Raw genomic sequence first — 23186 nt, 5'->3', positions numbered from 1 at the left:
ACCTTTCCGTAAAAACAAATATTCATTAATATTTTAACACAAATTGTCATATAAGTATAATAGTTTTTTCTTATCCATAAACCACTTTGAATAAATTTTTTCTATATAAACGGATTAAAATTCATACCTTAAATAAATTCTCTCTTTCTATATAAAAAAAGATGCCAATTAAATTAGCATCTTTTCCATTTTTATTCTTGTTCTATTTTGTCTGTTAATCTTTCCATTTCGTCGATTAAACTTCCAATATATTCTATTGTATTAACAAGCGGTGCGTCTGTTGTAATATCAACGTCAGCCATTTTTGCAAGTTCAATAGGATTTTTACTTCCACCAGCTTTTAAAACTTCAATCCATTGTTTAGCTTTTGAATTGTCTTTTAAAATGTTTAGGCACATTTGAGTTCCGATTGTTAAACCTGCGCTGTAAGTGTATGAATAAAGTCCCATATAGTAATGTGGTTGTCTCATCCAAGTTCTTTCAACTCCGTCAACAAGTTCAACATCTTCTCCGAAGAATTTTTCCATAGTTTCTTTAAAGATTGTATTTAAAGTTGTAGCATCAACCGCTCCACCATTGTCGATAATTTTGTAAACTTCTCTTTGATAGTATGCCTCTAAGAAATGTGTTACAAAGTTGTGGTAATAAGTTTTTGAAATTATTTCAGAAATAATCCATCTTCTTTCTCTATCCGTCTTTGCATTTTCCAATAGATAGTGAGCCATAATCAATTCATTTGTTGTTGACGGTGCCTCTACAAAATAAGTTGAACAGTCAACATTTAAAATATTTTGATATTGGTTGCAAAGAGTAAAATGTCCACCATGTCCAAGTTCGTGAGCAACTGTTAGTATATCAGACATATTTCCTGACCAAGTTAAAAGTACATAAGGATGCACTCTGTAAGGACTCGCACAGAAAGCTCCTGAGGCTTTTCCTTCGTTATCAACATAGTCTATACATTTCTTTTCAAAAGCATTTTCCAAATATGACTTATAATCATCACCTAAAACGGAAAGTCCGTCTATAACCATTTTTTTACATTCATCAATGCTATAAACTTTTTGAAAATCTGCATCTAAAGGCATTTTCATATCAGAAAAAGTCATTTTATCAAGTTTATTTACTCTCTTTAAAAGTCTTGCATACTTTCTAATATGTGGTGCAAGTTTTTCCATAATAACATCACATTGTCTATTATACATATCCATTGTAACTTCTTGTTCTGCAAGTAAATATTCAAAAACATTGTCGTATTTTCTAACTTTAGACATAGCCTTATCTTGTTGAACATGGCTGTAATATGCACTTGCAAAAGTATTTTCATATTTTTCTAAAGTGTTGTAGAATTTTTTAAAAGCATCTCTTCTAAATTCTGTATTTGCATCAACTTCAAAACTACCTTCAAAAATATTGTAGCTCATTGGAGTTTTTACGCCATTTACTTCAACATCTTCAAAAGAAAGGTCTTGCATTTTTGATTGTTGATAAACTCTGTAAGGAGTTTCAAAACTTCCAATTAAAGAAGAAAGTGTACTTTCAACTTCTTTTGATAATGTATGTTCTTTTCTATCTAAAAGTTTTTCTAAAAATCTTCTATTTTCAGAATTTTCTTCCATAGCTTTTTCTATGATTTTTTTATCATTTGCTAAAATTTCAGTTTCTACAAAACTAAGTTTTGAATAAACAGGAGCAACTATATTTTCAAAGTTTACAATTCTTTCAAATTGTGCTTTTCCGCCTAAATCTGTTTCGTAGTCCAAACTTGCATAGTTTCCGGCTAAGTCCAATAAAACACGAATAGGTTTTAAATCTTCTAAACAGCTATTGATTGTGCAATAGCAATCAAGTTTGCCCTCGTAAATCTTTACAAGCTCATCTGTCTTTTCTACAATTTCCTTAAGAGCATTTTTATAGTCTTCTTCAGTTTTAAAAATGTCAGTTAAGTCCCAAGTTAGATTTTTATCTACTTCATTTCTTTTCATCATATTCCTCCTAAAATGTTTTCTTTCATTCTTATCTATTTTACCATATTTTTTTAAAAAATTACATTATTTAAAAAATATTTTTAGAAAACTCATTTTTAGTATTGTATTTTTACTAATTTTTTTGTAAAATACTGTTATGTAAAATACAAGATTTTTCATTTTAAATTTTTTTATTTTTAAGGAGAGAATGTAATGAACAAAAAAAATAGCATAGTTGATATGTTAACGTTTGGATTTGCACTTTTTGCAATGTTTTTTGGAGCAGGGAACTTAATTTTCCCTCCATATTTGGGAGTTCTTTCAGGTAGTTCTTGGTTCATAACATTTTTAGGATTTACAATTACAGCCGTCGGTCTTCCTCTTATAGCATTGATGGCAGTTACTTACTATGAATGTGATATAATGAAATTTTTTAGACCTATCGGAGAAAAACCGGCACTATTTTTAAGTTTTATGGTTATAATGTGCGTAGGTCCATTACTTGTAATTCCAAGAACTGGAGCAACAGCTTACGAAGTGGGAATTAAGCCAATTTTAGGTTTCCATAATATTTATTCAATCACAATAGTTGCAATTATTTTTTATGCTTTAACTTATTTTTTAACTGTTAGACCTTCAAAAGTTGTAGATATTATCGGAAAATTTTTAACACCTTTTCTAATACTTGCATTGGTTGTAATCATTGTTAAAGTAACAATTACTCCACTTGGAGCCCCAGCTGAAACAGCTAAAATAAATAATGTTTTAGGAAAAGGACTAATCGACGGTTATCAAACAATGGACTGTTTCGTATCTCTTGCAGTTGGTTCAGTTTTAATGTTGACATTAAAAAACAAAGGATACAACGAACCGAAACAACAAGTAAAAATATTGTTCAAGTCAGGACTTATAGCTTGCACTACTTTAGGACTAATCTATGGTGGACTTACATATCTTGGAGCAACAGTTTCTACACAATATGGAATAGATGCCGAACAATCACAAATAATTGTAAATGTAACACAAAATCTTTTGGGAAATGCAGGAAAAATTGCTTTAGGCTTAGCATCATTCCTTGCTTGTTTAACAACATCAATAGGACTTACATCGGCGTCTGGAGAATATTTAGTAAATATCACAAAGGGAAAAATAAAATATTCCACTTTTATACTTTGTATTTGTATATTTGGAACTACAGCTGCAATAATCGGAGTTAGCGGAATAGTAAAAATAGGCGCTCCAATACTTGCTGTTGTTTATCCACCGACAATTGTTTTAATTATACTTACATTTTTCAAAGAAAAAATCAAAAATGATTTAATATTCAAACTACCGACTTTCACAGCAGTTATAATAAGTTTTATACATGTACTTTATGAACAATTAGGAATTTTTAAATTTATAACTATTTTACCATTAAGTGATATAGGTTTTAACTGGATAATTCCAAGTTTTATAGCATTTGTAATAGCATTATTTATTAAAAAGAAATAAAATCAAAAGAAAAAGTGATGTATTAGCGTTTACATCACTTTTTTTGTAAATCAACAAGGTTATCAGGAACCCACCATCGTGTAAAGGTGAGGTTCTTTTTTTACAAACAAAAAAGCACGATGATTCGTGCTTTTCTTTGTGTTAAATTAATCTTGAGTAGAATTCTACTACTAATGAGTCTTGAATTTCAATAGGAACTTCATTTCTTTCAGGCATTCTAGTTAAAGTTGCTTTCAATCCTTCTTTCTTTTCGATATAAGGAACAACTCCTAAGAATGTAGATTCAAAGTTTTCTTTGAACATTTCTACTTTTTGTGATTTTTCTCTTAAAGTGATTTCATCTCCAACTTTTACTGCGTATGAAGGTATATCAACTTTTTTACCATTAACAAGCATATGTCCATGAACTACCATTTGTCTTGCTTGTCTAATTGAAGACGCAAAACCCATTCTGTAAACAAGGTTATCTAATCTTGTTTCTAACATCATAACAAGAGCGTCCCCTGTTATACGTTCTTTTTGTCTAAGTGCTTTTTCTACATAAGTTCTGAATTGTTTTTCCATAACTCCATAGTAAGCTCTTAGTCTTTGTTTTTCTAGTAATTGTAAACCGTATTCTGTTAATTTTTTGTCGTTTCTTGCAAGACCTTTACCCATTCTCTTATTAGCTTTTGGGTGTCCGCATACATTTAAGCCTAGTCTTCTTGATTGTTTAAATCTAGGTCCCATCATTTTTGCCATATTTTCATACTCCCCATAAATTATTTGCCGCGATAATTTATAGCCACGCATAAATTATACAACTTTTTTTATATTTTGTAAATAGCTTTTTTATGTTTTTTTCAATAATTTTTAAATAAAAGCTCCTCCGTTAACATTTATAACTTGTCCTGTTATATAAGAAGAATCTTTTGAAACCAAAAACTTTACAACACTTGCAATTTCTTCCGGCTTTCCAAGTCTTTGAAGTGGAAATTCCGAGCAATATTCTTCAAGATTTTCCTTTGAAATATTTTTTAACATATCTGTATCAATTCCACCCGGTGCAACGGTGTTTACGGTTATTCCTGAATAACCAAGTTCCTTTGCCAAAGCTTTATTCATAGAAATAATTGCTCCTTTAGTTGCAGAGTAATGCGCCTCAAGTGAGCCACCGGTAACTCCCCATATTGAGCTAATCCCAATAATTTTTCCGTATCTATTACTTATCATTGAAGGAATAGCTCTCTTTATGCAACGATAAGCTCCATGAACATTTACATTAAACATATCTTCCCATTCTTCTTCTGTGATATCTTGAAAAAATTTCACACTTGAAATTCCTGCATTATTTATTAAAATATCTACATTTCCAAAAATTTTTTCTATTTCTAAAAACATATTTTCAACGTCTTCTGTTTTTCTTATATCTGCCTTTATCATCAAAACATTTGAATTATATTCTTTTATTTCGTCAAAAACTTTTTTTGCCTCTGTTTCTTGTTCCCTATAATTTATAACTATATTATAATTTTCCTTTGCCAAGCTCTTTGCAATCGCCGAGCCAATGCCCCTTGATGCCCCTGTTATAAGTACAGTATCCCTTTTCATACTAACTCCTTTAAAATAAATGTTATTTCATCATATTTTCGTTTTAGATAAGTCTAAAGTAATTTTAATTATACCACAAACAAACGCAAAATAAAAAATTATTTCACTTTAGTTTGGTATTTTACAGGAAAATATGGTATAATAAAATCAACATTAATAAACTTTTCTATGATGAGAATTTTATTTCACCGTATTTGTCCTTAGTTTAGTTATTTTACAGGAAAATATGGTATAATATAATTAACATAACAATTATATTTTTTCGATATAATTGTAAAAAATGTTAGGAGGTATTTGTATGAAGTTAAAATTTATAGGTAAAAACATTGAAATCACTGATGCTTTAAGAGATATTACTGCTAAGAAATTTGAAAAGCTAGATAAATTCTTTTCTAAAGACATTGAAGGTAAAGTTACTTACAGTTCTGTTAAAAATAACAAAATTTTTGAAGCAACAATTTATTTACCAAATAGTACAATACTTAGAGCCGAAGAAAGTACAACTGATATGTACACTTCAATAGATATTGTTTTAGACAATCTTGAAAGACAAATAAGAAAAAACAAAACAAAGTTACAAAAGAAATATCAAGCATTAGAAACTATCAGATTTGAAAAAATTTCTGAACCGGTTGAAGATGAAGAAGAATCAAAAATTGTTAGAGTTAAAAACTTTGACGTTGCTACAATGTCTGAAGAAGAGGCTATTTTACAAATAGAACTTTTAAACCATGACTTCTTTATTTTCAAAAATGCAAAAGATTCAAAAACAAATGTTTTATATAAAAGAAAAGATGGACACTATGGTTTAATAATAGTTGAATAGACAAAAAGAGGATTTTTTAAAAATCCTCTTTTTCTTTAAACAATAACAACATCATAAAATCCATTATCCAATGCTATTTGTTTCAATTCTTCCATTTCTTCATCGATTGGAGATGAAAACATACTGTATTCTTCCCTAACACCAAATTTTCTATATTTTATAATCTTGTATCTAATCTTATGTCCCATTTTTATGTACTTGGAAAGCATCTTTGTAATTTTATCAACTGTTGTTCTATTATCCATTCCAGCAACTGTTACCGTTCTTATTTCAAATAGCTTGTCAATACTTGCAAGATAATCTGCATTTTCTAAAACCGTATCAACTTTGCTCTTAGTTATAAAAATATGTTCTTCATTATCAAATGCTTTTATATCAAGCATAAAAGAATCTGTAACATCAACTAATTTTGGTAATTTTTTAAAAGGCAGACTTCCGTTTGTATCCACAAAACAAGTTAATCCAAGTTTTTTTACTTCCGTAAAAAGTGGCACCAAAAAATTATGTTGTAAAGTACATTCTCCACCACTAACAGTAATTCCCCTTATGAAAGGCATATTCTTTTTAATTCTTTCAAGAGTTTCTTCAACTGTCCAATTATATATTTTAGGACTTGAAAGATGCTTACAGACTCTAATACATTCATCACAATTTATACAAGTTTTATCGTTCCAAACAATTTTTCCATCTACATTTGTCAAACTTTTAGTCGGACAAGACGGAATACATTCCATACAGTTTATGCAATGTCTTATCGTTTCAGGATTATGACAATAAAAACAATTAAAATTACAACCTTGTAGGAAAATGGACGTCCTGTTACCAGGTCCGTCCACCACCGACATATCTATTATTTTGTTTATTTTTCCTTTATTCAACATCTCTAACCTTACGTTCTAATAAATGATATTTTTCAAAAGCCTCTCTTGCATATTGAACAGTATCGTAGCTAACTCTTTCACCGTCAATAAATTTTTGCATATCAGATTTTTTTACCAAATATCCAGTTACACGAATCAAATCTCCATTTTCTCCATAACAAGAAATGTATCTCATATTAAGTTTAAAACCTGCTTTAAAAATATCCAAAACAGCTGATGGATTTTTTTCTGCAGTTTCATCAAATGGAAAATGGTCGCCAATCCCTGATGGAAAATATTTGTGGAAAAGTCCTGAATGTTTAATATGTTCATACATTGGAACTTCTTTTCCAATTCTAATTCTAACACCGGCACTATCCTCTGTATCGTCTTGTGCTCCAACTTGTGAATGTAACATAAACTTGTGATTCCAAAAAGTTGAATACTTACTTTCAAATGAATTTACTCTCTTTTCTAAGAAATCCATAACTTCCAATCCTAAGTTATTTGCATATTCATCTTTTCCATATTCCAAATCTTTATTTTCAAATTCTAAAAGTTTTTGAACACATTCATGTAAACCAACTAAACCGAAAAGTCCGACAAATCTATCCAATTCAATGAATCCCTCTTTAACCAAGAAGTTTTCTTCAAAGAAAGGAGTTTCTTCAACTAAAAATCTAATCTTTCCTTCCATAAAGTTACACATTAAGTCTATCGCCTCAGGTAAAACCCTATCAAAAAAATCTTGTTTTGAACTTGAACTTCTTGCAAGTGAACCAAGTCTTAATCTGCTAAGAGTAAATGCACCTCCTGAAATAGGAAGTCCGTTGTAACAACTTGCTATCGCATAGTCGCCACCAAAATCTTTTCTGTAATATTTGTCATTTGCAAAAGCAGGGTTTGCAGTTAAAAGTGATGCATAAACACATTTTTCTCCAAAATCATCAGGAGTTATGTCTTCATCATATAAAATAGTCATATTTGGAGTAACATTATTTAAAGTTGGAAGTAATTCCAAAATGATTTCTCCTGCAACAGTTTTTTCAGGCCCAATATTTGCATGACAAAAACTGTCGTTAATTGTTCTATCTAAAGAAATTAAGAACCATCTAATTAACTTTTTAGCCTCATCTCTATCTGTGATGAACGGGTCTAAAAGTTTATCAATTTTCCCAATATAAACAGGATATCTAGTTATAGAAGGAATATGATGGTAAAAAATTAATAAATTATTAATTGCATCAAGTAGAGTTTCAGATTTTTCAAGACGTAAAAATTTACAGCCCTCATCTAAAAGTTTTTGGTAATTCGGACAAATGTATCTTGGTGCATAAGGAGCATGTCCTTCCCACAAATCACAAAAACCTCCGTTTTCTGAAATTTCAAATATTCTTTCATTTACTGAATTTTTTGGAAAATTATTTAAGTTTTCCGCAAGTTTTGCAAGCTGAGAAGTCTTTTGTTCAAAAGTTAAATCTTTTGCCTTAATAATATTCATTGACAACTCTCTAGCTTCTTCTAATGTTTTAATTTCTGAAATCATAATACCTCCAAATTTTATGTCATAAAGTCATCTACTATTTACCCTTATTATATATCATTAAAACAAAAAATGATACTGTAATTTGTCTTTTTTGAGTTATTAAAAAAATAATCAAAAACCATAAATCAGATAAAGTATCATCTAAACAAAAATAATTATCATTTATTAGTCGTATTTTTTAAATTTTTTTTGTGAATTTTAACGATTATCCCTTTATTTTTTAATTAATTTGTATTATAATATATTGTATGATTATTTAAGGAGGGACATTAATGGAAAGTAAATTAGTTACTTTATTAAGAAAAGTTTTAATCGACAAAACTTTCGATTTAAAAACTGATAAAAGATTATATTCAGAATTCACTGTGCTTAAAGTAAAGAAGAAAACTGTAATAATTAAAGAAAACGACAAACTGGATTATTTATATTTATTAGTTAGAGGTAGTGCAAATGTAGTTCACTTCACACCCGTTGGGGAACTAATAGTATTTAATCACATTACAAATACTTCTATACTTGGTTTACTTGAATTTATGGATAACAAACATGATTTCTATAAGAGTGTTGCATTCTTCAAAGATACAAGACTTATTAGAATTCCAGTTGAAGCATTTGAAAGAGAAGCTGAAAGTATTGAACTTTTAAAAATTTACAATCACTTCTTATTAGACTTTGCTAAACATTCTATCGCTACATTCGATTTAACTAAAAACTACGGAAGAAAGAAAAACTTAATTGAATTCTTCTTATCTAAATGTGTTGAAGTTGAATTCCCTGTTAGAATTACTTTAACTAAAAAAGTTATCTCTGACTATTTAAGAATTAACGAAAGAACAATGTATAGATATTTAAATGAATTGATTGATAGAAATTGTATTTCAAGACAAACAGGTAAAATCATAATTTCAAAGGAAAATTACGATAATTTAGTTGAATACTCAAAAGAAAAAGGTGTAGATAACGACTAATAGGTGAGTATTATGAGTGAATCTATCGAAAATGCTAACTCAGTATCCAATTCAGATAAAAAGACAAAAAAATTTAATAAAAAATCTTTATTTATAGTTTTAAACTACTTTCTAACTCCAATTTTTATTATGTTAATATGTATTAAAATTTTAGATAATCAAAAAATTATGGAAAGTATGATGAGTTTAAACTTTGTAGTTAAGTTTTTTGAAAATAATGCTTATTTAATTGAAAACAGAGAATCGTTTGATAAATTTTTTGTTGATATTTTAGGATCTATTGCAACACTTATTGCATTTATAATAGCTATTTTTATAGTTAAAAAAAGAACTGATAGTATCTCTAAAAACAAAACAACTGTTTCTTTTAAAAAATTATTTTTAATTGGAATTGGTCTTGGTGTATTTATGATTTTATGGAATATCATAATTTCATATACCTACCCACTATTCGGATTAACTTTTAAGAGTAATAATACTGAGAGTATTTTAAAGTCTTTAAAATTAAATAAGATATTATTAATTAATTTATTAATATCAGCACCGATAGGCGAAGAGATTGCTTTTAAATATGGAGTATTTACATTTTTCCACGAAATTTTTCAAGACAAAGGAAAGCTCTTAAAAATATTCCTACCGGCATTAGTTTCTGCTTTTGTATTTGCAGTAATTCACGATGGACTGTACTTAGTTCCTTTATATATAGTTCCAAGTTTCATTGGATGTTTGATATATGAAAAAAGTAAATCTTTAATGCCTTGTATTTTGGGACATTTTTTAAACAATCTTTTAGCAATAATAACATTATTATATTAAAAACTGTATAGATTATTCTATACAGTCAGAGCGCAGACAAAGCATTATTTTGTCTGTGCTTTTTTTGTGTATTTTTGTTTTTAGTTAAAAATCACTTAAGAATTTATTAAAATCTTAAATTTTATATAAATTTCTCTGAAATTTAAAAAATTAGGTCTCTTTCTACCTAATTTACTCATCATATTTGCTAATTTTTTCATATTTAGACACGCAAAAGTTAGGAGAGCTTTTATTTACATTTTTGCTTTTTCTTTCTCATTTGCACTTGATTTACTCTATTTTCATCATTCTTATGTAGCATTTTCAACATCTCCTTATATTACTTTTCAACTCTTTTCTCCACTAAAAAAGCGTCAATGATTTCTCATTGACACCTTTGTCATCAGTCTGAAGTGTCAATAAAAATATTGACACTTTTTTATTTAAAAATTATTTATTTTCAAATTCATATTCAAAATGTACATTACCTTCTTTAACACATTTATCATAGTCTTTTAAGATACTTACGCTTTTATTTGATAATAATATAAGAGCGATTAAGTTAGGTAACGCCATAAGCCCCATGAAAAGATCTGATAGTTTCCAAACAAAATCTCCTTGGAAAATTGGAGCTACAGCAAGCATAGTAAGCACTATTATTCTAAATACAATTATAATTGTTTTTTTGTTTCCTGCAATGTATTTTATATTTGATTCTGCAAAGAAATACCAACCAACTATTGTTGTAAGTGAGAAAAATGTAAGAGATAATGATAAAAATATACCACCAAAGCTATAAAATCCTTTGATAAAAGCATTTTGAGTCATTAATGTAGCTGATTTTGCCATTTCAGCTGATGGAATGTTCATGTTATATGAACCACTTACAATGTTTATAATTATTGTAGATAGACAAATTAAAAATGTAGATATGAAAACGCCTATCATAGCAGTAAAACCTTGTTCTGCCGGATGATCTGTGTGTGCTACGGCATGTGAATGAGGAGTTGATCCCATACCTGCTTCGTTTGAAAAAAGACCACGAGCAAGACCATATCTTATTGTATCTCTTAAAGTTATTCCTAATACGCCTCCACCAATAGCTTGAGGAGTAAAAGCTCCTTCAAAAATCAAACCTACAGCAGGTAATAATTTATTAGAAAACATTACTATTATTACTAAACAACCAAATACATAAGAAAAAGCCATAACAGGAACAACTTTTTCTGTAAATTTTGCAATTCTATCCATACCACCTGTTAGAACTATTCCTACAAAAGCTATAAGCCCGATGATTGTTATTGTACTTGGCAATTTTATAGAAGTTTTTAATGATTCCACAACAGAGTTTGATTGAACCATTATACCAACTATTCCTAAAGCAACTATACAAGTAACTGCAAAAAATCCAGCAAGATATTTATTTTTTAATCCATTTTTTATGTAGTAAGCAGGGCCTCCTACTAATTCTCCATTTCTTTTTTCTCTGTAAACTTGTGCTAAAACTGCTTCACAAAAAATTGTACTCATTCCAAAAAAAGCAGATAAAAGCATCCAAAATGCAGCTCCAGGTCCACCTGATGCAACAGCGGTTGCAACACCTACTATATTACCGGTTCCAACTTGAGCGGCAATTGCAGTAGATAAAGATTGAAATGGAGTCATTCTTCCTTCTTCTACGGGTTTATTTTCTTTTATATCTCTAAACATTTTTCCGAGAGCTGGAAAAAGTCTTGTAAATTGTGGAAATTTAAGTCTAATAGACATATAAATTCCTATTCCCACTAAGCAAAAAAGTAAAACATAGTTCCATAAGAAACCGCTTAAAACATCAACAATTTTTATAAAATCCATTTAATTCTCCTTATTTTTTAATTTGTATTTTGCAAGATATGAAACAATTATCCATATAATTGCAGAACGAATGAATGCAGAAATGAAAATATCATTAAATTGACTTTTCATTATTCCACCTCCAAATATTAAAAATCTTACAACGTATTCAACAGTATTTGCACCAAAATCACAAAGCATAAGTAGCATTATAAAAGGTGTTTTGTAAGCTGAGTGATCATGTCTAACAAGTATAAGGTAGAATAAGGCATAACTTGCATAAAATAAAATTTCTATAGAATAAGAACTTATAACATCAAAGGTTAAAGCTTTTCCTGCAAATGCACTTACTAATATTCTCATTAAGAAAACGAAAATACCAGCTATTAAGCCAGTTTTTAATTCATTAAGGTCAGGGTCATCATGAAGTGCAACAATTAATGCAACGATTCCCATGGAAGCTCTTAAATCTGTTTGTCCTAAATTAAAATTTAATAATGAACATATAGCAACAACAACTGAAACTAAAATAGTCTTAAACATTTTTTTCTCCTTTATTTATATATTATACATAAATAATATGTACAGTAAGTAATATTGTACCAAAAAACAAAAAAAATTTCAATATCTTTTAATATTTTTTAACAATCTAGTTTTTTAGCATTAATATTATATAAAAAATTAGTAACAAAATTATTTGTATCTTTAAAAAGATAATTTAAATTAAGATAAATTTAATTATACGATTGTTTTTTTGTTGTAATATATATATATATATATATCTAATAAAAATAAAAAGCAAGGCATTAAGCCTTACTTCAGAGTGCAGAAAAAGCATTAGTTTTGTCTGTACTCTGACTGTGTAGATTATTCTATACAGTTTTTTATGCGCAAAAAAAGTTATTGCGAAAATCACAATAACTTTTTCTTTAACTATTTAATTGCTTTTGCATTTACTTCATCAAGAATCATTTCAAGGAACTCTTCTACTTTCATTGAGCCTTTATCTCCCTCTCCACGTTTTCTAACAGAAACAGTTTTTTCGTTTACTTCATTTTCTCCAACTATCAAGCTGTAAGGAATTTTAGCAAGTTGTGCCTCTCTAATTTTTAATCCAATTTTTTCAGCTCTATCATCAACTGATACTCTTATATCTTTTTTAGCAAATGCTTGTTTTAGCTCATAAGCATAGTCGTTAAATTTATCTGAAATCGGTAAAATTTTAACTTGTTCAGGTGATAACCATGTTGGGAATGACCCTTTATATTCTTCAATTAGATAAGCTATAAATCTTTCCATTGTTGAAACAATTCCTCTGTGGATTACAACAGGTCTGTGATTATTCTTTCCGTCTTCTCCAACATAAGTTAAATCAAACCTTTCAGGTAACAAGAAGTCAAGTTGAATTGTAGAAAGAGTTTCTTCTAAACCTATTGCAGTTTTTACTTGAACGTCAAGTTTTGGACCATAGAAAGCAGCTTCTCCTTTTGCTTCAAAGTATTCATATCCCAAGTCGTCCATTGCCTTTTTAAGCATTGTTTCAGCATTGTTCCACATTTCATCATTATCAAAATATTTTTCTTTGTTTTCAGGATCTCTGTAACTTAATCTAAATCTATAATTCTTTATATTAAAATCTTCGTAAACAGATTTCATTAAGTTTACAACTCTTGTAAATTCTTCTTGAATTTGGTCAGGACGAACAAAAATGTGAGCGTCATTCAAAGTCATTTCTCTAACTCTTTGAAGCCCTGATAATGTTCCACTCATTTCGTAACGGTGCATCATTCCAAGTTCTGCAATTCTGATAGGAAACTCCTTGTAACTATGAACTTCATTATTGTAGATTTCCATGTGATGAGGACAGTTCATAGGTCTTAAAACTAACATTTCTCCATTTCCTAAGTCCATTGGAGGGAACATACTGTCTTGGTAATGGTCCCAATGTCCTGAAGTTTTATATAAATCAACATTTGCAAGGATTGGTGTATAAACGTGTTCATATCCACATTCAATTTCTTTATCTACTATATATCTTTCAACTACACGTCTAATTGTTGCTCCCTTTGGTAACCAGAAAGGAAGTCCTGCACCTACATTTTGGCTAATCATAAAGATTCCCAATTCTTTACCGATTTTTCTGTGGTCTCTTTGTTTTGCATCTTCTAAATATTCTAAGTATTCATCTAAATCTTTTTTCTTTTCAAAAGTTATACCATAAATTCTTTGTAGCATTTTATTTTTTTCGCTACCTCTCCAATATGCACCTGCAATACTTAAAAGTTTAACAGCTTTAATTTTCTTTACATCAACAAGATGAGGTCCTCTACAAAGGTCAGTAAATTCTCCTAATTCGTAGAAAGAAAGCTCAGCATCTGCATCAAAACCTTCGATTAAGTCAATTTTATAATCTTGTCCTTTTTCCGCAAAATATTTTAAAGCAAAATCTCTATCTACTTCTTTTCTATCTACTGAAAATCCTTCTTTTACTATTTTTTTCATTTCTTCTTCAATTTTAACCAAATCTTCCGGTGTGAATTTATGATCAGAATCTAAGTCATAGTAAAATCCGTTTTCTATTGATGGTCCGATACCAAACTTTGTATCAGGGAAAAGTCTTTGAATGGCAAGAGCCATAACATGACTTGATGTATGCCAGAAAATATCTTTTCCTTCTTTATCCTCAAACTTTACAAATTTAACTGTGCAATCTTCTTTTAATGTTTCACTTAAACCTTTTGTAATCTCATCATTTATAACTGCTCCTAAAACATTTCTTGCAAAACCTTCAGAAATACTGATTGCAACGTCTAAAATTTTTACACCTTTTTCAAATTCATGAACAGACCCGTCAGGGAATGTAACTTTAATCATTTCCATATCTTCCTCCTATTTTTCTATACAAAAAAGAGCCTTCACCCCTACAACGTAGGGACGATGGCTCGTGGTTCCACCCTAATTACTTCTTAATTAGATAAAAGACTCCATAATAGTTTTCAAAAAACGGTATCTTAAATGGAATTACAGCCACGTTCCACTCTCTCTTAAAGCCCTATTTTCCTACTCGTTACTTCAACGTCTATATTAACTTTAACAATCCTTCAAAATCAACAGTCTTTTGCTCTCCGGTTTTTAAATCCTTAACTGTGTAAGTATTTGTATTTTTCTCGTCCTCTCCAACTATGATTATATAAGGAATATTTAACTTGTCTGCATAAGATATTTTTTTCTTCATCTTTGCATCTTCAAAATATACTTGTATTATTTTACCACTATTTTCAAATAAATTCAATAGTTTTATAGCATAATCATAACAATTTTCCATCGGAATGATTAAAGCGTCAATACTATTTACTTTTATTTCCTTAAATAAATTCTTATCAAGTAGTTGGTAGAACAATCTTGTAAGTCCGATAGAAATACCAACACCAGGCAAAACTTGACTTGTATAATTACTTGAAAGATCGTCATATCGACCTCCGGAGCATACACTTCCAAGTTGTCTATAATTTTCTAAAAATGTTTCATAAACAGTTCCTGTATAGTAATCCAGACCTCTTGTTATCGTCAAGTTTATTCTTATAAATTCATCAGGAATTCCAAAAAGTTTCATACAAGCATAAACCTCTTTTAACTCCTCAACCCCTTTTACAAAAAGTTCATTTGAAATTTCTAAAGAATTTAACTTTTCGATAATTTCTTCATTACTTCCGGATATATTTATAAATTCTACAATTTTTTCTAAAACATCATCAGAAATACCGATAGCTTTAAGCTCTGAAATAACTTTTTCAAGTCCGATTTTTTCAATCTTATCAATAATTCTTAAAATATCTGTCTTATTTTCAATACCTAAGCTTTCAAAAACGCCATTTATAATTTTTAAATTACTAAAATTAATCGCAAACTTTTCGTTTATAATCTTTGAAAAAATTTCATAAATTATATAAGGAAGCTCTGCATCATTTTTTATATCAAGTTTTCCATTTCCAATAACATCAATATCACATTGATAAAATTCTTTATATCTTCCCTTTTGATTTCTCTCACCACGATAAACCTTAGCTATATGGTATCTTCTAAAAGGAAAATTCAAATCATTAAAATACTGAGCAACATATCTCGCCAAAGGAACGGTCAAATCAAATCTTAAAGAAATATCCTTACTTTCAGAATCAATCTTAAAAATTTGTTTTGTAGTTTCTCCACCACCCTTAGCCAAAAGAACCTCATTCTTTTCAAAAACAGGCGTATCTATCGGTAAAAAACCACGCTTTTTAAAAGTATCCTCAATTATATTTTTAACATTATCAAACAAAATTTGTTCACTAGGCAAAAGTTCCATAGTTCCAACAACATTGCTTGGCTTTATAAATCCCATAATTACCTCCATAGTGAAATAATCCCACCCAAATCGACAAATTCTTCATCTTTTGGAAAAATTATTTTCACATTTTCTTCATCCGCTATGTGTTTAATTATATCATAATCTTTGTATTTTGTCACATCACCATAGAACAATAAAGTATCATCAGAAACAAAACCGCAAGTTCCTCCGATAAATCCATTTTTATATCCATTTAATATAATTCCGTCTATTGTAACAAATTCCACATTTATTTTTTCATTTTTTAAAGTCTTATAAATTCCCTCATCACTTGTTATGATATGATTTTTAAAACAAATCATACTACAATTTGCATATCCCTGATTTACTTTTATATATTTTCTATTCAAACTCAGCTTTTCAAAAATTTCATTTGTTGTAAATTTTTCATTATGAAAAAAGTACTTATCATTCTTTGCGATATTTAAAACAATTTCACTATTTTTAAAACCTGAAACGCAAATTCTTTTTAACCTAAACTCTTTTAAAAATTCACTATAATATTCAAAAACAGAATCTTCAATATAAATTTCATCATCAACTTTCAAAACGCTAATATCGATATGGTCATTATAATTTTTATTAAATTTTTCATTATCTACACTTTTTATATATTCAATATTTTTTGAATTTAAAAGTTCAAAAAAACTTTCACTAGCTTTATTACTAACTAAAACTTTTTGTAACATATTAATCTCCTAAATGATTAAATTTTATGTAATTGGGTATAATTAATCTTAGTAATTATGACTTAACTTTTTTAAGTTATGTATATTATATCATATTTCCATTTTAATAAATTTAAAAAGGTAAATATGATGAAATAAATATTCTTTTACACAAGAATTGTAAATTCATATTTATTATATCACATTTATTTAGGAGGATGTTTATGTTAAAAGAATTTAAAGAATTTGCCTTAAAAGGTAATGTTATGGACCTTGCAGTTGGGGTTATCATCGGTGGAGCATTTGGTAAAATTGTTACATCTTTAGTAAATGACATTCTAATGCCTTTACTTTCAATTTTAACAGGTGGTATCAATTTTTCAGACCTAAAAATTGTATTAAAAGCTGGAGATAAGTCTAAAGAAATTGCAGAAGTAGCTTTTAAATATGGAGCATTTATTCAAAATGTTATTGATTTTCTAATTATTGCATTTTGTATCTTTATGATGGTAAAAGCTATGAATAAATTATCAAGAAAGAAAGAAGAAGTACTTGAAGAAGCACCAAAAGCTCCAACACAAGAAGAAATCTTAACAGATATTAAGAATATCTTAGCAGAAATCAAAGAAAAATAAGAAAAAAACAAGCTACGAAAAAATCGTAGCTTTTGCTTTCTATTCTATACTTATTCCGTTTGACAAGTCAAAAATCGGTATTGCTATTGCAAAGACGATTAATGCAACAAACAATGAAATTAAAATTATTATAATAGGTTGTAAGTATTGTAATATTTTATCAACTGAATAATTTATTTTTTGGTCGTAATACTCCGTCGCACTTTCAAGTATTTCAACTAAGTTTTCACTATTTTCTCCTATTGCAAGCATATTTATAAATGCAAGGTTGAAAATCAAATCGTCTTTCAAAGAATTTGAAATTAGCTTTCCGCTTTTTATTTTTAAAATAGCAACTTCCAGATGTTCACTAATAAAAATGTTTCTTGTAGAATTTTTTACAATTTCCAAAGCCTCAACTATACTTATATTTCCATTTAACAAAATCGTAAGATTTTTTGCAACTATTGAAGTGATGTAATTTTGGTAATGCACCTTTATATAAGGAATTTTAAAAAGCATTTTTCCAAAGAATTTTCTAACTGAATATTTCTTTGAAATAAATTTTATAAAAATAACAAAAATTAAAATTCCTAAAATTATATATAAATAATTTTGCTTTACAAAATTTGTACTTTTTACTAAAAATTTTGTAACTTTAGGAAGTTCTACATTACTATCTTCAAAAATCTCTAAAAACATTGGTATTACATTGTTTAAAAGAAAAACTAAAACCACAAATGTAACAAAAAGTAATATAATAGGGTAAGTCATTATACTTATAAGTTTTTGTTTCAGTTTGTATTTCTTTTCGTAATACAATGATAAATACAAGAAAACTTCCGATAATTTTTCTGAACTCTCCCCAGATTTTATTAAAGATAAAAATAAATTGTCAAATTTTTTCGTTTCCGAAAAAGATTGATATAAGTCAAATCCTTTTAATAAGTTTTCATAAACTTCTGCAAAAATTTTCTTTAAAGTCTTATTTGGAGAAGTTTTTGAAAGTAAATTTATCGTTTCAGCAGTATTAATATTTGATTTTAAAAGAAGTCCCGCCTCTTTTAGAGAAATACTTAAATCAAGTAAATTAAGTTTATTTCCAATTTCCATATTTAAAATATTAAAAAATTTTTCTTTAAAACTCATTTCCAAACTCTCCTAATGAAAACAAAATTTTATTAACCTCTTCAAAACTTGTTATCCCGTCAGCAATTTTTCTAAGTCCGTTTTTATACAAACTTTCATTTCCATTTTTTCTAAAGTATTCATAAAGTCTAACACTGTTACAATTTTCATTTATGATTTCTTTTATTTCATCATCTAAAATTAAATGCTCTAAAATCAAAGTTCTTCCAATATATCCACTATTACAATCTTCACAGCCACATTTATCGTAAATATATTCTGGAATTTCAAGACCGTTTTTCTTAAAATTCTCCTTTTCAAATTCAGTTAAAGCTCTTTTAACTTTACATTTTGGACAGAGTTTCCTAACAAGTCTTTGCGATAAAATAGCAATTACTCCGGAAGAAATTACATAATTTTCTATTCCCAAATTCAAAAGTCTAATTATCGCTGAAACTGTATCTGCTGTATGTAAAGTTGTAAAAATGAGATGCCCTGTTATCCCTGCTCTAAGAGCAATATTTGCAGTTTCTCTATCTCTCATTTCTCCAACCAAACCAACTTCAAAATCTTGTCTTAACATAGCTCTAAGTCCGGTTGCAAAGTCAAGTCCCAATGCTTGATTTATATTTATTTGGTTTATTCCACTAATCCTAACTTCAACCGGGTCTTCTAAAGTAATTATGTTGATACTTTCTTTTTGTAATTTTTTTACAAATGAGTAGAGTGTTGAAGATTTACCGCTTCCCGTCGGCCCACTTATGATTAAAACACCGTTTGGACTTTTTATAATATTTTCTATTAGATATTTTTCTTCTTCATAAAGTCCTAAATTGTCAATATCAATTTTAAAATTTCCGGAATTTAAAATTCTCATTACAATTTTTTCGCCCAAAATTACAGGAACAGATGCAACTCTAATGTCAACTGAATTTTCATTAAAATTAAAATCTAATCTTCCGTCTTGTGGCATTCTCTTAATTGTAATATCCATTTTTGAGATGATTTTTATACGAGAAATTATAATAGGAGCATTAAAACTGCTGACTTTATAGATATCAATAAGTTCTCCGTCAATTCTATATCTTATATAAAAAGCATCTTCTCTTGGCTCAAAATGTATATCTGATGCATTGTTTTCTATCGCAACAGATACTACTGTATTAACAAAATCTTCGACATTATCAACTTTATCAACAAAAATTTTTTTCATAACTTTCCTCTAAATAAACTTTCTTATAGACTTTGCAACTCCGTCATTTTTATTCGTATCAGTTATATAATCAACATTTTTCTTTACATTTTCCATAGCATTACCCATTGCAATAGAAAGTCCTGAAATGTTTAACATAGGAATGTCATTTTCTCCATCTCCAATTGCGATAGTTTCAGACAATTCTATATCATTAAGCCTACAAATTTCCCTTAAACAAGAACCTTTATCTGTATCTTTTGCCATTAATTCAAAAAAGAAAGGCAATGAAAAAGCTAAAGTATATTCACTTTTTATCGTATCAGAAAACTTTTCTTCTAAAATTTTCAAAACATCATATTCTTGACAAATTCCAATTTTCAAGACCTTTTCTTCTAAATTATTTTCTAAAATATATTCCTTAACACTCTTAACCCTAACTATTTTAGGATTTATAAATTTAGAAATAATATCAACATATTCATCATTTGAATCATTTGTAAAAATTAAATTTTCCAAAAAAACTATTGGTGTCAAATCATTCTTTTCAATAGTATCTAAAATATCAAAAAGATATTCTTTATTTAAACTCTTTACAAATTTTGGAACTTTGCTGTAAGTTGTAGAAATTAAACTACCATTTAAAGCTCCATAATAAGTATCTATTTTTAACTCCTCTAAGGTTTGTTTTATTGTAAATTCCTCTCTACCTGAAATAAATGCAATCTTTACACCTTTTTCCATAGCGTAAAATAAGGCATCTTTAACAACATCTGAGATTTTATGCTCCTCATTAAAAGTTGTTCCGTCCATATCAAGTGCTATTAATTTATACATAATTTTCTCCTAACTTTTATCAAAAAAGGGACTTCAAAGTCCCCCTCTAATTCTATTCAACCGTAACGGATTTCGCTAAATTTCTTGGCTTATCAACATCATTTCCCTTTGCTAAGGATACATAATAAGCAATAAGTTGACTTGCAACAACTGAAATTATAGGCATTAAAATTTCTATTGTACCCGGAATTAATATTTTTTCATCAGAAACGTCAAGATTGTTATCCAAGTGAGTTATTTCAACAACATGCGCTCCTCTTGCTTTAACTTCTTTTACATTTGAAATAATTTTTTCATATAATCTCTCTTGAGTTGCAACCACAAAAACAGGAGTTCCTTCTTCAATCAAAGCGATAGTTCCATGTTTTAACTCGCCGGCTGCAAAGCTTTCAGTATAGATATATGAAATTTCTTTTAATTTCAATGCACTTTCCATAGCAGTATAATAATCAAGACCTCTTCCTAAGTAGAAACAAGTATTCTTGTCTTTTAATTCTAATGCAATTTTTTTATAAATTTCTGTATCTTTCAATAAAGTTTCTATTTTGCTTGGCAATTGCTTTAAATTTGAAATTATATTTTTATATTCATCTAAAGAAATTGTTCCTAAAATTCTAGCAAATTTTAAAGCAATCATATAAAGAGCAGTAACTTGTGTTGTATAACCCTTTGTACTTGCAACTGCTATTTCAGGTCCTGCCCAAGTGTAAAACACATTGTCTGACTCTCTGGCTATTGATGAGCCGACAACATTTGTAACACTTAAAATAGTTGCTCCTTTCTTTTTAGCCTCTCTAAGTCCTGCAAGTGTATCAGCAGTTTCTCCTGATTGACTGATGATTATAACCAAAGTTTTATCATCTACCATTCTGTCTGAATATCTAAATTCAGATGCAATATCGACAATTACAGGAAATCTTAAGGCTTTTTCCAAAATTTCCTTACTAACAAGCCCTGAATGATATGCTGTACCACAAGCCACAATATAACATTTATTAAATTTGCTTAAATTTTCATTTAATAAACTTTCCATTCCGTCTAAAACTAATTCATCATTTTCGTCTAATCTTCTAAGGAAAGTTTCTTCAATAACTTTTGGTTGTTCATAAATTTCCTTTAACATAAAATGGTCATAGCCACCTTTTGTAGCTGTCTCAACAGACCAATCAACATGTTTAACTTCTCTAGTAACAACATTGTTATCTTCATCATAAATAGTATATTTTCCATCTTTAAAATGAATTAAATCTCCATTTTCAAGATAAATAATATCTCTTGTATATTTCAAAACTGCAATAACATCTGACGCAATGAAAAACTCTCCATCGCCAATACCAACGATTAAAGGACTTTCTTTTCTAGTTCCAATAAGCTCTTTAGTATCTTGTTTTAAAATCCCAAAAGCATAACTTCCATTTACCTTTGCTCTCATTTTAAAAACTGTACTTAAAAAATCTCCATCATCTAAGTCTTCCAATAATTGAGGAATAACCTCCGTATCAGTTTCTGATTTAAAAACAAAATTTTTAGCTAAAAGTTCTTCTTTTAAATGTAAATAATTTTCGATTATTCCATTATGAACTACTGCAAATTTTGAATTCATACTTAAATGTGGGTGTGAGTTTTCATCTGATGGAACTCCATGAGTTGCCCATCTTGTATGCCCTATTCCAATATTTGAAATTTTATTTTTATATTCATTTTCTAATTTTTCTCTTAAATTGCTGATTCTTCCAACAGTTTTAACAACATCTATTTTATTATCTTCTAAAAATGCGATTCCAGATGAATCGTATCCTCTATATTCTAAAGTTTCTAATCCGTTTAAAATTACATCAATAGCATTTGAACTACCAATGTATCCAACAATACCGCACATAAAATTTCCTCCTAAAAATAATTTTATCGCTACTTATTCACATATAATATCACATTTCGCAAATTTTTTCAAGTAGAAAAATTATCACATAGTTCAACACATTATTATCATTTAAGAGGTTTTATTAATTCATCTCTCTTCACGAATATTAGTTATAATGCTGATTTTTATCTGAAATTTTCTATTTATCCCAATAATATCTATTCTTCTCTAATTTAAAAAATATCAACTAATATAAAAGCACAATCCTCTAAAGGTTACGAAGTCTGGGCAAGAAAACATAATATCAAAATAATGGCTGATTCAATAATTAAATTAAGAGAACAGGAAATTAATTCAATTACACAACTCGATGATCTAATCAAAAAATCTGCCGATGATAGACAAAACTTGTTAGACAAAATAAAGAAAATTGAAGCTGAAATGAAGATTTTGTATCAAGATATGAAAAATATAAATACTATAAATAAGTATCGTGAAATCTACAAATATCACAAGAAAAATCCTGAAGATAAACAATTCGCAGAAGAATATTATAGTGAAATTTCCGTCTATAAAATAGCCGCTAAAGAAATCTTAGAAAGCTATAGAAATTAATGGCT

19 protein-coding genes and 1 pseudogene are annotated in these 23186 nt (G+C 28.4%); 6 read left to right on the top strand and 14 right to left on the bottom strand.

Annotation, left to right across the window (positions count from 1 at the left end; translation table 11 throughout):
* Positions 1-191: 191 nt before the first annotated feature.
* Positions 192-1985, bottom strand: coding sequence for an oligoendopeptidase F (gene pepF, locus HMPREF3181_RS05920; protein WP_068474447.1), 1794 nt, complete (start codon positions 1983-1985; stop codon positions 192-194).
* Between the two features lie 195 nt (positions 1986-2180).
* On the opposite strand from pepF, the gene brnQ reads away from it, so the two are divergent.
* Positions 2181-3461 (top strand): branched-chain amino acid transport system II carrier protein, encoded by a 1281-nt coding sequence (gene brnQ, locus HMPREF3181_RS05915; protein WP_068474444.1) that lies wholly within the window; start codon positions 2181-2183, stop codon positions 3459-3461.
* A gap of 141 nt (positions 3462-3602) precedes the next feature.
* On the opposite strand, the gene rpsD is transcribed toward brnQ, so the two are convergent.
* Positions 3603-4202 carry a 30S ribosomal protein S4 gene (gene rpsD / locus HMPREF3181_RS05910; RefSeq protein WP_068474441.1) on the bottom strand — a complete coding sequence of 200 codons (600 nt, stop codon included), beginning with the start codon at positions 4200-4202 and terminating at the stop codon, positions 3603-3605.
* A 111-nt stretch (positions 4203-4313) separates the two neighbouring features.
* Positions 4314-5051: an elongation factor P 5-aminopentanone reductase gene (ymfI, locus tag HMPREF3181_RS05905; RefSeq protein WP_068474438.1), complete on the bottom strand. Its 738-nt coding sequence runs from the start codon at positions 5049-5051 to the stop codon at positions 4314-4316.
* A gap of 298 nt (positions 5052-5349) precedes the next feature.
* Here ymfI and hpf point away from each other — a divergent pair, with 298 nt between their 5' ends.
* Positions 5350-5877, top strand: a complete 528-nt coding sequence (hpf, locus tag HMPREF3181_RS05900) for a ribosome hibernation-promoting factor, HPF/YfiA family (RefSeq protein WP_068474435.1) — start codon at positions 5350-5352, stop codon at positions 5875-5877.
* Between the two features lie 35 nt (positions 5878-5912).
* Here hpf and HMPREF3181_RS05895 read toward each other — a convergent pair whose 3' ends face one another.
* Together HMPREF3181_RS05895 and HMPREF3181_RS05890 are read right to left on the bottom strand one after the other, a co-directional pair.
* On the bottom strand, positions 5913-6758 hold the full coding sequence (locus HMPREF3181_RS05895; protein ID WP_068474432.1) for a YjjW family glycine radical enzyme activase: 846 nt from the start codon (positions 6756-6758) through the stop codon (positions 5913-5915).
* Entirely contained in the window at positions 6748-8283 is a 1536-nt protein-coding gene (locus tag HMPREF3181_RS05890; RefSeq protein WP_068474423.1) for a YjjI family glycine radical enzyme, read from the bottom strand. The genes HMPREF3181_RS05895 and HMPREF3181_RS05890 overlap by 11 nt, the downstream gene beginning before the upstream one ends.
* Before the next feature lie 272 nt (positions 8284-8555).
* Here HMPREF3181_RS05890 and HMPREF3181_RS05885 point away from each other — a divergent pair, with 272 nt between their 5' ends.
* Positions 8556-9251, top strand: a complete 696-nt coding sequence (locus HMPREF3181_RS05885; protein WP_068474417.1) for a Crp/Fnr family transcriptional regulator — start codon at positions 8556-8558, stop codon at positions 9249-9251.
* A gap of 12 nt (positions 9252-9263) precedes the next feature.
* Positions 9264-10067: a CPBP family intramembrane glutamic endopeptidase gene (locus HMPREF3181_RS05880; RefSeq protein ID WP_068474415.1), complete on the top strand. Its 804-nt coding sequence runs from the start codon at positions 9264-9266 to the stop codon at positions 10065-10067.
* 429 nt (positions 10068-10496) lie between these two features.
* Here the strand turns inward: HMPREF3181_RS05880 and HMPREF3181_RS05875 are convergent, their stop codons facing one another.
* The 5 genes from HMPREF3181_RS05875 to HMPREF3181_RS05855 all read right to left on the bottom strand — a co-directional run bounded on the left by HMPREF3181_RS05875 (position 10497) and on the right by HMPREF3181_RS05855 (position 16955).
* Entirely contained in the window at positions 10497-11900 is a 1404-nt protein-coding gene (locus HMPREF3181_RS05875) for an alanine/glycine:cation symporter family protein (protein WP_068474412.1), read from the bottom strand.
* Positions 11901-12422 carry a hypothetical protein gene (locus tag HMPREF3181_RS05870; protein ID WP_068474409.1) on the bottom strand — a complete coding sequence of 174 codons (522 nt, stop codon included), beginning with the start codon at positions 12420-12422 and terminating at the stop codon, positions 11901-11903.
* Positions 12423-12812: 390 nt separating this feature from the next.
* On the bottom strand, positions 12813-14759 hold the full coding sequence (thrS, locus tag HMPREF3181_RS05865; protein WP_068474406.1) for a threonine--tRNA ligase: 1947 nt from the start codon (positions 14757-14759) through the stop codon (positions 12813-12815).
* A gap of 199 nt (positions 14760-14958) precedes the next feature.
* Positions 14959-16260, bottom strand: a complete 1302-nt coding sequence (hisS, locus tag HMPREF3181_RS05860; protein WP_068474404.1) for a histidine--tRNA ligase — start codon at positions 16258-16260, stop codon at positions 14959-14961.
* 2 nt (positions 16261-16262) lie between these two features.
* Positions 16263-16955 carry a DUF6873 family GME fold protein gene (locus HMPREF3181_RS05855; RefSeq protein WP_068474402.1) on the bottom strand — a complete coding sequence of 231 codons (693 nt, stop codon included), beginning with the start codon at positions 16953-16955 and terminating at the stop codon, positions 16263-16265.
* A 203-nt stretch (positions 16956-17158) separates the two neighbouring features.
* On the opposite strand from HMPREF3181_RS05855, the gene mscL reads away from it, so the two are divergent.
* Positions 17159-17569 carry a large-conductance mechanosensitive channel protein MscL gene (mscL, locus tag HMPREF3181_RS05850; protein WP_369817073.1) on the top strand — a complete coding sequence of 137 codons (411 nt, stop codon included), beginning with the start codon at positions 17159-17161 and terminating at the stop codon, positions 17567-17569.
* Between the two features lie 39 nt (positions 17570-17608).
* Here mscL and HMPREF3181_RS05845 read toward each other — a convergent pair whose 3' ends face one another.
* From HMPREF3181_RS05845 to glmS, 4 genes are read right to left on the bottom strand one after another with little or no spacing between them, the layout of a single operon-like run.
* On the bottom strand, positions 17609-18697 hold the full coding sequence (locus HMPREF3181_RS05845) for a type II secretion system F family protein (RefSeq protein ID WP_068474398.1): 1089 nt from the start codon (positions 18695-18697) through the stop codon (positions 17609-17611).
* Entirely contained in the window at positions 18687-19889 is a 1203-nt protein-coding gene (locus HMPREF3181_RS05840; protein ID WP_068474396.1) for a GspE/PulE family protein, read from the bottom strand. Before HMPREF3181_RS05840 ends, HMPREF3181_RS05845 begins: the two co-directional genes overlap by 11 nt.
* 9 nt (positions 19890-19898) lie before the next feature.
* Complete coding sequence (locus tag HMPREF3181_RS05835) at positions 19899-20705, bottom strand: Cof-type HAD-IIB family hydrolase (protein WP_068474393.1); 807 nt, start codon at positions 20703-20705, stop codon at positions 19899-19901.
* 52 nt (positions 20706-20757) lie between these two features.
* The gene (glmS, locus tag HMPREF3181_RS05830) at positions 20758-22584 is read right to left on the bottom strand and encodes a glutamine--fructose-6-phosphate transaminase (isomerizing) (RefSeq protein ID WP_068474391.1); all 1827 of its coding nucleotides are present in this window, start codon (positions 22582-22584) and stop codon (positions 20758-20760) included.
* A 222-nt stretch (positions 22585-22806) separates the two neighbouring features.
* On the opposite strand from glmS, the pseudogene HMPREF3181_RS05825 reads away from it, so the two are divergent.
* Positions 22807-23175 (top strand): annotated as a pseudogene (locus tag HMPREF3181_RS05825) (endonuclease); the annotation flags it as partial.
* Positions 23176-23186 lie beyond the last annotated feature (11 nt).

The organism is Parvimonas sp. KA00067 (assembly GCF_001553085.1).
GTDB classification, from domain to species: domain Bacteria; phylum Bacillota; class Clostridia; order Tissierellales; family Peptoniphilaceae; genus Parvimonas; species Parvimonas parva.
The sequence above is the reverse complement of the archived record's forward strand: the minus strand, read 5'-3'. Positions and strand labels throughout refer to the sequence as shown.

Bases quoted from the DNA above. Each gene is read 5' to 3' on its own strand.
- HMPREF3181_RS05890 (WP_068474423.1), bottom strand. From the start codon at position 8,283: ATGATTTCAGAAATTAAAACATTAGAAGAAGCTAGAGAGTTGTCAATG.
- rpsD (WP_068474441.1), bottom strand. From the start codon at position 4,202: ATGGCAAAAATGATGGGACCTAGATTTAAACAATCAAGAAGACTAGGC.
- HMPREF3181_RS05855 (WP_068474402.1), bottom strand. From the start codon at position 16,955: ATGTTACAAAAAGTTTTAGTTAGTAATAAAGCTAGTGAAAGTTTTTTT.
- HMPREF3181_RS05835 (WP_068474393.1), bottom strand. From the start codon at position 20,705: ATGTATAAATTAATAGCACTTGATATGGACGGAACAACTTTTAATGAG.
- thrS (WP_068474406.1), bottom strand. From the start codon at position 14,759: ATGGAAATGATTAAAGTTACATTCCCTGACGGGTCTGTTCATGAATTT.
- HMPREF3181_RS05895 (WP_068474432.1), bottom strand. From the start codon at position 6,758: ATGTTGAATAAAGGAAAAATAAACAAAATAATAGATATGTCGGTGGTG.
- pepF (WP_068474447.1), bottom strand. From the start codon at position 1,985: ATGAAAAGAAATGAAGTAGATAAAAATCTAACTTGGGACTTAACTGAC.
- glmS (WP_068474391.1), bottom strand. From the start codon at position 22,584: ATGTGCGGTATTGTTGGATACATTGGTAGTTCAAATGCTATTGATGTA.
- HMPREF3181_RS05840 (WP_068474396.1), bottom strand. From the start codon at position 19,889: ATGAAAAAAATTTTTGTTGATAAAGTTGATAATGTCGAAGATTTTGTT.
- HMPREF3181_RS05880 (WP_068474415.1), top strand. From the start codon at position 9,264: ATGAGTGAATCTATCGAAAATGCTAACTCAGTATCCAATTCAGATAAA.
- HMPREF3181_RS05885 (WP_068474417.1), top strand. From the start codon at position 8,556: ATGGAAAGTAAATTAGTTACTTTATTAAGAAAAGTTTTAATCGACAAA.
- brnQ (WP_068474444.1), top strand. From the start codon at position 2,181: ATGAACAAAAAAAATAGCATAGTTGATATGTTAACGTTTGGATTTGCA.
- ymfI (WP_068474438.1), bottom strand. From the start codon at position 5,051: ATGAAAAGGGATACTGTACTTATAACAGGGGCATCAAGGGGCATTGGC.
- hpf (WP_068474435.1), top strand. From the start codon at position 5,350: ATGAAGTTAAAATTTATAGGTAAAAACATTGAAATCACTGATGCTTTA.
- HMPREF3181_RS05875 (WP_068474412.1), bottom strand. From the start codon at position 11,900: ATGGATTTTATAAAAATTGTTGATGTTTTAAGCGGTTTCTTATGGAAC.
- HMPREF3181_RS05845 (WP_068474398.1), bottom strand. From the start codon at position 18,697: ATGAGTTTTAAAGAAAAATTTTTTAATATTTTAAATATGGAAATTGGA.
- hisS (WP_068474404.1), bottom strand. From the start codon at position 16,260: ATGGGATTTATAAAGCCAAGCAATGTTGTTGGAACTATGGAACTTTTG.
- mscL (WP_369817073.1), top strand. From the start codon at position 17,159: ATGTTAAAAGAATTTAAAGAATTTGCCTTAAAAGGTAATGTTATGGAC.
- HMPREF3181_RS05870 (WP_068474409.1), bottom strand. From the start codon at position 12,422: ATGTTTAAGACTATTTTAGTTTCAGTTGTTGTTGCTATATGTTCATTA.